At 33.2% G+C, this 9,481-nt stretch carries 11 protein-coding genes; 4 read left to right on the top strand and 7 right to left on the bottom strand.

Going from position 1 to position 9,481, the window contains the following annotated elements; all coding sequences use genetic code 11:
- Positions 1-151: 151 nt before the first annotated feature.
- The 3 genes from NE257_RS06190 to NE257_RS06180 form a co-directional block, all read right to left on the bottom strand.
- Positions 152-733, bottom strand: coding sequence for a hypothetical protein (locus NE257_RS06190; protein ID WP_251886020.1), 582 nt, complete (start codon positions 731-733; stop codon positions 152-154).
- A 363-nt stretch (positions 734-1,096) separates the two neighbouring features.
- The gene (locus NE257_RS06185) at positions 1,097-1,654 is read right to left on the bottom strand and encodes a hypothetical protein (RefSeq protein ID WP_251886019.1); all 558 of its coding nucleotides are present in this window, start codon (positions 1,652-1,654) and stop codon (positions 1,097-1,099) included.
- A gap of 113 nt (positions 1,655-1,767) precedes the next feature.
- Positions 1,768-2,091, bottom strand: a complete 324-nt coding sequence (locus NE257_RS06180) for a DUF5388 domain-containing protein (protein WP_251886018.1) — start codon at positions 2,089-2,091, stop codon at positions 1,768-1,770.
- A gap of 287 nt (positions 2,092-2,378) precedes the next feature.
- Here NE257_RS06180 and NE257_RS06175 point away from each other — a divergent pair, with 287 nt between their 5' ends.
- On the top strand, positions 2,379-2,945 hold the full coding sequence (locus tag NE257_RS06175) for a recombinase family protein (protein ID WP_251886017.1): 567 nt from the start codon (positions 2,379-2,381) through the stop codon (positions 2,943-2,945).
- A gap of 279 nt (positions 2,946-3,224) precedes the next feature.
- Here the strand turns inward: NE257_RS06175 and NE257_RS06170 are convergent, their stop codons facing one another.
- Positions 3,225-4,073, bottom strand: coding sequence for a hypothetical protein (locus NE257_RS06170; RefSeq protein ID WP_251886016.1), 849 nt, complete (start codon positions 4,071-4,073; stop codon positions 3,225-3,227).
- Between the two features lie 476 nt (positions 4,074-4,549).
- Here NE257_RS06170 and NE257_RS06165 point away from each other — a divergent pair, with 476 nt between their 5' ends.
- From NE257_RS06165 to NE257_RS06155, 3 genes are all read left to right on the top strand, one after another.
- On the top strand, positions 4,550-4,909 hold the full coding sequence (locus NE257_RS06165; RefSeq protein WP_003726380.1) for an ArsR/SmtB family transcription factor: 360 nt from the start codon (positions 4,550-4,552) through the stop codon (positions 4,907-4,909).
- Positions 4,906-7,023, top strand: coding sequence for a heavy metal translocating P-type ATPase (locus tag NE257_RS06160; protein ID WP_001291323.1), 2,118 nt, complete (start codon positions 4,906-4,908; stop codon positions 7,021-7,023). Before NE257_RS06165 ends, NE257_RS06160 begins: the two co-directional genes overlap by 4 nt.
- A gap of 179 nt (positions 7,024-7,202) precedes the next feature.
- Positions 7,203-7,817, top strand: coding sequence for a recombinase family protein (locus NE257_RS06155; protein WP_002345745.1), 615 nt, complete (start codon positions 7,203-7,205; stop codon positions 7,815-7,817).
- A gap of 245 nt (positions 7,818-8,062) precedes the next feature.
- On the opposite strand, the gene NE257_RS06150 is transcribed toward NE257_RS06155, so the two are convergent.
- The 3 genes from NE257_RS06150 to NE257_RS06140 form a co-directional block, all read right to left on the bottom strand.
- A complete protein-coding gene (locus NE257_RS06150) occupies positions 8,063-8,476 on the bottom strand; it encodes a type II toxin-antitoxin system death-on-curing family toxin (RefSeq protein WP_007209265.1) in 414 nt (137 codons plus the stop codon).
- Positions 8,473-8,709 (bottom strand): AbrB/MazE/SpoVT family DNA-binding domain-containing protein, encoded by a 237-nt coding sequence (locus NE257_RS06145; protein ID WP_007209266.1) that lies wholly within the window; start codon positions 8,707-8,709, stop codon positions 8,473-8,475. Before NE257_RS06145 ends, NE257_RS06150 begins: the two co-directional genes overlap by 4 nt.
- Positions 8,710-8,982: 273 nt before the next feature.
- A partial coding sequence (locus NE257_RS06140; RefSeq protein ID WP_251886015.1) for a hypothetical protein occupies positions 8,983-9,481 on the bottom strand: 499 nt, incomplete at its 5' end.

The following is a 9,481-nucleotide window of genomic DNA, read 5'->3' as shown; positions in this document are numbered from 1 at the left end:
CAGTTGCCGATAACATATAAAGAAAGAGTTGAATTAGTTATTTAACTTTTTACTTAACATAATCGTTCTTATGAATATCCCCCCCTCATAAAGTTTCTTAGGGGGAGGAATTTTTATGATTTAACATAAATAACATTATACAAATCTAAAATTAATCTTTAAAAACATGATAATATATTTTTATAATTGATTGTTCATCAAAGTAATCATCTTTTTTAAAGTCATTATCTCCATTGATAGTGACTTCTTTTACATCACCTTCACTTGATAAAATTCCAAATTTTAAATCTGCTACTTTTTCAGTATTTATATTTTTAAATCCCATATCTGTCAACTTTTCTTTTACGATTTTATAATTCTCACCTTTAAAATCACTTTGATCTACAGTAATTTTAACTCCCATTGGGTTGGACTCAAAATATGCTCCTACACTTAGCGCTAACATACTGATACCTATAAAAATGGCAAGACCTAAAAGAATTTTAGTATTAAGTTTTCTTTCTTCTTGTTTATCCTTAAATTCCCATTCCGCTTTAGAGGACTCTTTTTTTTGTAATTCTTTTATACGCTCTAATTCTACTTCTCGTAGTGCTCCAATTATAGAATGTTTTGCGTTAGCGATATAGGTAGCACCGCAATATGCACAAGAAACTTCTTGATTATTAATATGAGATAAATTGTTAATCTCTATATTCCCTCCACAATTTTCACACACAACTTTAGTTAGTTTCACCTTACTACCTCTTTTCTCTAATAAAATCATTTATCTATCAAGGTATCAAAAATATACTAAAATAGTTATTTAATCTCTTAGTTCACATAATCCCTATTACAAGAACCCGCCCGTCCCCCAAGGGATACAGCCATTAAGTTTGTGAATTTTATTTTTGAACAAAAATTCGAGAATCAAAACCCTAATTTAACAGGGTTTTGATTCTTTTTTACTTTGTGAAAATAAAAAAAAGTAATTACACGATTTTGTTATTTTAATCTTATTAATGAAATCATTCTGGGGAAGATTCCTTCTTTAATTATAACTCTTTTCTGATTAAGAATCATTACTACTATTTTATTTATTAGTAGCTATAAATTCTTGTCATAAGTATTCATTCAAAAGAGCGATTGCTTGGTGTTGAATAGTTAAGTCTCTATCGTATTCATAGTCGGGTCCAAAAAGAATTAAATAACCAGATCCAAATGCAAACCAGCCTTCTAAATACTCAACTTGAATATGGCTACGGGGATTTTTAACGCCTCTTTTGAAAATCCGTTCATCAGCGAAACGAAAAAAATCCCTTTTTCTATGTCTACTGATTTTAGCCATTTCTTGGAACTCTACACGATGTAATGAAAATCGTTCATCATAGGCACCCTGAAAAATAAATTTTTTCATTTTTAATTTGAAATCTTGTTTAGCAGCAGCATATCCGTCTTTGTATCCTCTGTCATATTCTTTATTGATACTATTTTCCTCGTGAGTAGCAATAATGGAGATAATTGTTTCTTCAGGAATCTGCCAGCCCTGCCGTTTGCTTTCAATGAATGCTCCGTTGACCTTTCCTTCACGTAACCAGCGTCTAAAAACTTCTTCGTTACTAATAATCTCAGCTTTTTTTAATTGCTCAACGGCTTGTCTGACGCTAATATTACTCATTCAAATCCCCCCTTTTTTTTATTTATACTACTTATATATCTATATAGTAGCATTATTAAATAAAATAATTAGGTATTACTTTCCAATAAGTGATACCTACTATTCTAAGCCATTTATTTGTTCTTCATTGATTTAATCGTTTTATCTTCTAAAACTTGATATTGAATATCAAATTTACGTCTTTCATCGATATCCATGTTCTCCAGAATGCTTTCTAAGGCTTTTTCGACAACTTCCCTTTGGGTATCTGCGTAACCGATCAATGAGAGCGTGTTAATTTGATCTCTAATCTTCGTATCGATTTTTAACGTTGTTGGTTTAGGTGTATACCTAGTATTTTTTGGTTGAACAATATTATCGAGTGAAAAAGTCTCTTTTGGTACGATATTCGGTCCTCTATTAAGAGATTTTGCTTTATTTGATCGAACTAAACTCATAACTAGCCCACCTCTCCGACTTTATTAATAAAGTATGCAAACGAAAAAAGTTAAACGGTATGCAAGTATGCAAACGACAAAAGTTTAAATGTTGTTAAATCAACGTTTATAATCAACGAACTAAACGTTAAAAATAAAACCACTTTTGATATTTACAACAAAAACTTTCGTTTCTCTCTGTATTCTGTAGTCATAACTCAAGAGTATTGACTATGGTTCCGACGTCCAGTAAAATCAAGGGATACAAAGGTGTCATAACTTATGTTCAAAAGTGAGGGTGAAAAAAGATGAAATATGGCTATGCACGGGTGAGTACCCGCCAACAAGATCTAGAAGGACAGCTACGTCAACTCGAAGAGGAACGCTGCGACCGAGTCTACTTCGAGAAAATTACCGGAACAAAAAGTGATCGTCCCGAGTTCCAAAAACTCCTTCAGGAAATTGAGACAGGAGATACGTTGGTTGTGACGAAACTGGATCGCTTCGCTCGCAGCACGCAAGATGCATTGAACACAATCAAGCTCTTATTTGAGAAGGGCGTGCGGATCAACGTGCTGAATCTAGGGATTATTGAAAATACGTCAACTGGAAGATTAATCTTCACGATTTTCAGCGCTTTTGCGGATTTCGAGCGCGATCTGATTGTGGAGCGTACGCAAGAGGGAAAAGAGTTGGCCAAACAGAAACCCGACTTCCGGGAAGGGCGACCAAAGAAATTCAATCAGCAACAAATCAATCTAGCCATGAATCTATTGAAGAATCATTCCTATAAAGAGGTAGAGAAAATGACCGGAATCAGTAAGAGCACTTTGACGCGGAATAAAAGAAAAATGCAAATTAGTACTGGGGTATAGAATATAGTCTGAAAATCGCATTGAGTGGGTTGCTTCCATTTTAACGTTGTTTGAGTTGTTAATAGTTAGACGTGAACGGAATAAACTTAAATCAAAAGAAAAATCTGAATACGTTGTAGTAGACAAAAAAGATTAGATAGGTAAATAATAAAAAGGAACAAATAGAAATTTTCTGTTTGTTCCTTTTTATTTTGTAACCTGAATTCCCGGAATTTATAATGAAGGAGGGATAACGCCTTGTACAATTTCTTCTGCTTGGTTGTAACCTCTCCCAACACTCTAACTTTGGACGAAACTTGCATTATTCTCAAGTCGAGCTAATCGTTCAGCACGGGCAGTAATAATTATAATAGCGTTAGTTAAAAATATTGAAATTTGTTCTATGCACTCTTTCTTCTTTTCTTCTGGGAGTTTACTAAGCCTTGAATAAATATACGATGGAAAAAATTCCTTCGATGGTGCAAGTGACACTGTATGTTCAAAGTCTGATTTTTGAAAAAAATCTTGTAAATAGTTTCGTTCTACAAATTGATTCCAGTTATTAAATCTCTCAAAATATTGTCCATTCGTTTCAGTAAAATAGACAGCGTGTTCTTTTTTCTCTTCTTCGTTATAAGGCTCCTCACTAAACCCAAACCGACGAATATCCGAGAAAAATAAATCAGGAAAATCATTATATTTTAAATAACTTCCTTTCGCTTGATTTAAATTTTTCAAATCTGTAAATGGGGAGTTCTTATCAAAATTCCACTTATCATACACCATAGGCATAAAATTAGCTAAACAATGACAAAGTGTATGGAATTTTTCAAATTTCTCTTTTAAATTGTCACTTACGTCATCAGACTGCAAGATAATATCTAAGAGTGTACCTTGGTCAGTCTTACCAAGAATAAGATTGCTGTCTTTATAAATCGGTAATAGGCTAATCATACATCTAGTCATGGTATTAAAAGAAATTATCGTATCCCCTCTATACTTTTTTAATGAACCATTATAGTCTGAACTTTCGTTAGACAATGTTTTCCCCCAATACTTTGAGTAAAACTTTCTTGATTCATTAGTATGGTCAGGATCACCCGACAATTCATCTGGTGGTACTTCACTCAAAAAATCATTATTATTCATTTCGTCAGTTCTCCCTATAATTTATTCGTTAGCTTATTCTACTACTATTTCTCAACAATCTGAATGCGATAAACTCTATTTTCGCGTTATAAAACTGAATTTGAATATTGTGATCAAATTGAACCTCCTGTACGGAGAAGAAAACCACCGACACGATTAGATACCGGGGGCTGCTTTCTTGTTTTTCTAACATGTTATCAATGAAGCATAGCCGTGAGCCCGCATTTAAAAAAATGCATATAAACGATTTGTAGTTTTTTAAGTGTGTCATAACTTTATTCAGGGTGATTAATTGAACATAGATAATCTAACGGGTTTATGGACATGTATTTCAGCACTTTTAAAGAAAAATAATACAAAAAATACAGTGTCCAGAAATGAACCATTTTATGAACATTCAAACATTCACTTGAATATAGACGGATGTTCTGATACAATACATTCAAACAAACATTTGAATGTAAAGGAATGATCGTATGAATAATGAAATTTGTGAAATAACTTGTATTCATGAAGACAAAGTTAATCGTGCTAAATCTAAACTAGCAAACTTTGATACTCCGTCAGTAAGTGGTTTCTTTAAAATATTGTCAGATGAAAATCGACTTAAAATTGTACATGCTTTAGTTCATGAAGATGAGCTATGTGTTTGTGATATTGCTAATATCATTGATGCTTCGGTCGCAACAACTTCACACCATCTGAACTCCTTAAAAAAATTGGGAGTAGTTGATAGTCACAAGGATGGTAAGTTAGTCTACTATTTTATTAAAAATATCAAAATCTTAAATCTTATGGAGCTTGGCGTAAATTTTAAAGAAGAGGTGCTAGCATGAGTGAGAAAATGACCGAAAAAACCTATCGAATAGAAGGATTAAGCTGTACAAATTGTGCAGGTAAATTTGAAAAAAATGTAAAGCAGTTGCCAGGAGTTACGAGTGCAACAGTAAACTTTGGTGCAAGTAAGATTTCAGTAGAAGGCCAAACAACAATTGAAGAACTCGAAGAAGCGGGAGCCTTCGAAAATCTTATCATTCGTGATGATCAAGAAAATGATGAACAAGTTAGATCAAAAGAGTCTTTTATTAAACGGAATATCGCTTTAATCATCTCTCTTGGTTTTATACTTGTTGCTGTGATTTCCCAACTATCATTGGGCGAAGATCATTTATTAACGAAAGCTCTTTATATATTGGCAATAATAATTGGTGGATTTGATTTATTTAAAGAAGGGTTCTCTGATTTGATCAAATTGGACTTCTCCATGGAATCTTTAATGACTATTGCAATTATTGGGGCCGCATTTATTGGAGAATGGGCCGAAGGTTCTATTGTAGTAATACTATTTGCTATTAGCGAAGCCTTGGAACGATTTTCAATGGATAAAGCAAGACAGTCGATTCGTTCTCTTATGGATATAGCTCCCAAAGAAGCTCTTATCAGGAGAAACAATGTAGAGCAATTAGTCAGTGTCGATAAAATCGATATCGACGATATTATGATCATTAAACCCGGACAAAAAATAGCCATGGATGGGCTTGTTATCAACGGTCATTCTTCAGTAAATCAAGCAGCAATAACAGGAGAATCGGTTCCTGTTGAAAAACAGTTAGATGATGAAGTGTTTGCAGGAACACTAAATGAAGAAGGTGTTCTTGAAGTCAAAGTAACAAAAAAAGTAACGGATACAACGATTGCCAAAATCATTCACTTAGTTGAAGAAGCGCAAGGAGAACGAGCTCCTGCACAAGCCTTTGTAGATAAATTTGCAAAATACTATACGCCATTCATAATTATTATGGCCCTTTTGATAGTGGTTGTTCCTCCGCTATTCTTTGGTGGTGACTGGAATAAATGGCTTTACCAAGGGTTATCCATTTTAGTTGTCGGATGTCCTTGTTCATTAGTGATCTCAACACCTGTTTCAATTGTTTCGGCTATTGGTAATGCAGCAAAAAATGGTGTTTTAGTAAAAGGCGGAGTCTATCTGGAAGAAATTGGTCATTTGAGAGCAATTGCTTTCGATAAGACTGGAACCTTAACAAAAGGAAAGCCTGTCGTAACGGATTTCATTGCAACCAGTTCTGAAACTGATATAAATTATCTATCGATTATTTCATCGTTGGAATCTCTTTCTCAACACCCATTAGCTTCTGCTATTTTAAACGAAGCGGATAAAACTAATGTGGATTACAAGTCAATACAAATCGAGGATTTCCAATCTATCACAGGTAAAGGACTTACAGGTATACATCAAAACATACGTTACTATATTGGAAGCCCTAAACTGTTTTCTGCATCAGTAATCGAAGAAACAGCGGTCAAAGTACAATACAGACAATTTCAAGAACAAGGGAAAACCGCCATGTATTTCGGTACTGACGAACAAATTTTAGGAGTAATTGCTGTCGCGGATGAAGTAAGAGATTCAAGTGCTGCCGTTATTTCTGAACTCCACAAGTTGTCAATTGAACACACTATTATGCTTACTGGTGATAATACTAAAACCGCTGAATCTATTGGTAAGCAATTAGGTGTGACTGAAATAAAAGGAGATCTAATGCCTCAAGAAAAATTAGATTCGATTAAAGCGTTGCGGACAACTTATAATAAAGTAGCAATGGTGGGCGACGGCATTAATGATGCACCAGCATTAGCTGCATCGACGGTTGGTATTGCAATGGGCGGTGCAGGAACAGATACGGCTCTCGAAACTGCTGATGTTGCTCTAATGGGCGACGATTTACAAAAATTACCATTCATTGTTAGACTTAGCCGCCAAACTCTAAAAGTAATTAAGCAAAATATCACCTTCTCATTAGGTATAAAACTATTAGCTCTACTACTAGTCATACCAGGTTGGCTAACACTATGGATTGCTATTGTAGCAGATATGGGAGCAACGCTTTTAGTAACATTAAACGGATTACGATTGATGAAAGTTAAATAACACAACAAATAAAAGAAGGCATGTTTATAAGCGTGCCTTCTTTTTATGATACATTTTTAGTTTTTTTGAACGCTAGTTATGAAGCAAACTATGCGCCATTTAAATATTAAGATGACATCTAGCGTTCTGACGTATGATTAGGGTGTATTTTAAATGTTTAAGAAAAGTAGGAAATAAATTTGAAAATTGCTTATATTCGAGTTTCATCCATCGATCAAAATGAACAACGCCAAATTGAAGAAATGGAAAAGTTTGGCGCTGAAAAAATTTTTATAGAAAAGCAATCTGGAGCAACTATCAGTCATCGGCCAATTTTTCAGGAAGCTTTAGATTTTGTCAGAGAGCAAGATATTTTTATTGTAGAAGCCATTGATCGACTTGGACGAAATTATGACGAAATTATCGATTCAGTTAATTATCTAAAGAAGAAGAATGTGCGACTTATTATCACCAGTTTACCAATCATGGCTGAAGCAATCGGAAATCCTCTCCTGGATAAATTCATCAAAGACTTAATCATTCAAATCTTAGCCATGATTGCCGAACAAGAGCGTACTGAATCTAAACGACGCCAGGCACAAGGAATTAAGATTGCTAAAGCAAACGGCGTCTATAAAGGTCGTCCTAAGTTATACAGTGCAGAAACAAAAGATCCTCAGCGACGCCTTGTTTATAAAAGCATCGTTCAGGATCTGGAGAATGGAGTTGCTATCTCAAAGATTGCAAAAGACTATAATGTGACTAGGCAAACAGTTTACCGAATAAAAAAAGAAATGGATCAACTAATTGTATGATTTCTTTTTTAAATCACGTAATTATGAATAGCCTTGTTATCAAGATAGCCAATCAAGTAAAATCCATCTAGCTAAGTTGATTATATTTACGATAACGAGAAATTAGTTGACATAAATATAATCAACACAATAATCATGCTGATTTAAAACTATTTATCACCGATAACTTTGCATAATGTATCTTATGTAAACTAAAAATAGAAGTAAACTAGATCACCAGATTAAACCGAATCACTAGTTTGCTTCTATTTTTTTGTATCAATCTTTGTGGAATTATTTTTTAGTATGTCAGTTGTGGTCTCTTTTAAGTCATCAAACTCACCCTGATACGTAGCAATATTAACTACAAATTCTACAACTTCCTGATTTTCCATTGTCAGTGAGAAACCGTTTATCTTGAGAAAAACATATGCAGCTAAAAATGCTGTACGTTTGTTACCATTATTAAATGGATGCTTTTTGATCAGATTTATTAATAGAACTGCCGCTTTGCTGAACTCATCAGGATACAGGTCTTTTCCAAAAATATGCTGTCTAGGTTGATTTACAGCCATACTCAAAGCATTTTTATCAATGACACCAATTGTTTCCCTTGGTGAATATCTTTTTATTTGAATAACATTCAATTTTACAATATCTTTTTCGCTAAGATAAATCATCGATCAACTAATTCCTTGAATGCTTCATCATATTCTGATAGAGCTTGATTCACATACATATCAATTTCAAGATCTAAATTACTTTCTTCCTTCACAATTGCATCCATCATTTTATCTTCATCAATAAAAATAGTATCTCCAGGTTTCAAACCTTTTTGCAAAACACTTTCTTTTGACAAAGTTACAACTATTGAGTTACCTACTTCTCTGATTTTTCGTTTTTTAATATTCATATAATCAACTCCTATATTAAGTATACACCGTATATACCTATTGCTCAAATACTTTTATTTTAATCTTAGGTTCAAACATGCTAAACACTGAATATACAACATACTGATTCTCTTTTACACGGTCACTAAGCACGGCTGATTTTGAACAACTAAAAAACTAGAAATTAGTGATAATGTATAATCTCAGTTTTATATTTCTGCTAATAATTTATACATAGTAATATAATTCTCCAGTATATATTTAAGAATATTATAAACATTTTTTCATAACTGTTATTGCTTGCAAATGGATTCATGAAGTTTTTGCATGATTTTTCCTTGCAAAATAGCATAACCATCTTTAACTAATAATGGTGATCTTCCATTTAAATCCTCTTTAAGATACTGTTCATATAGCATTTTTTGTCTGGGATCAAGCTCCCTATGTTCGATAGAGTTTCTATATACCCTTATTCTATCAATTGCTACAAAAAGATCAGGAAAATCATTTTGCAATTTCCCAAAAAAGAATTTATTCTTATTTGGAATTGGTTCATAAAAAAGCTTATTTAGATTGGAGGTGAAGTTTTTAAAAGACGATTCCGTGTTTGAAATTTTTGGTTTTTTTACATTTTCTATTTCTGTAAACTCTTCAGAATCCATAGTGCGGATAAAATAACCATATCTTTTACGAATGTGCGACTCTAAGTCATAAAATGAGTCCATTATTTCTGTCATATCATTTACTAGTTGGTTCCTATCTTCGTACACAAAAATATTATCGTCTAAATTT

Origin of the sequence: Enterococcus italicus (genome assembly GCF_023743875.1) — a bacterium.
Classification (GTDB): Bacteria; Bacillota; Bacilli; order Lactobacillales; family Enterococcaceae; genus Enterococcus_G; species Enterococcus_G italicus.
The sequence above is the reverse complement of the archived record's forward strand: the minus strand, read 5'-3'. Positions and strand labels throughout refer to the sequence as shown.

Bases quoted from the DNA above. Each gene is read 5' to 3' on its own strand.
- NE257_RS06185 (WP_251886019.1), bottom strand. From the start codon at position 1,654: ATGAGTAATATTAGCGTCAGACAAGCCGTTGAGCAATTAAAAAAAGCT.
- NE257_RS06180 (WP_251886018.1), bottom strand. From the start codon at position 2,091: ATGAGTTTAGTTCGATCAAATAAAGCAAAATCTCTTAATAGAGGACCG.
- NE257_RS06175 (WP_251886017.1), top strand. From the start codon at position 2,379: ATGAAATATGGCTATGCACGGGTGAGTACCCGCCAACAAGATCTAGAA.
- NE257_RS06170 (WP_251886016.1), bottom strand. From the start codon at position 4,073: ATGAATAATAATGATTTTTTGAGTGAAGTACCACCAGATGAATTGTCG.
- NE257_RS06165 (WP_003726380.1), top strand. From the start codon at position 4,550: ATGAATAATGAAATTTGTGAAATAACTTGTATTCATGAAGACAAAGTT.
- NE257_RS06160 (WP_001291323.1), top strand. From the start codon at position 4,906: ATGAGTGAGAAAATGACCGAAAAAACCTATCGAATAGAAGGATTAAGC.
- NE257_RS06150 (WP_007209265.1), bottom strand. From the start codon at position 8,476: ATGATTTATCTTAGCGAAAAAGATATTGTAAAATTGAATGTTATTCAA.
- NE257_RS06145 (WP_007209266.1), bottom strand. From the start codon at position 8,709: ATGAATATTAAAAAACGAAAAATCAGAGAAGTAGGTAACTCAATAGTT.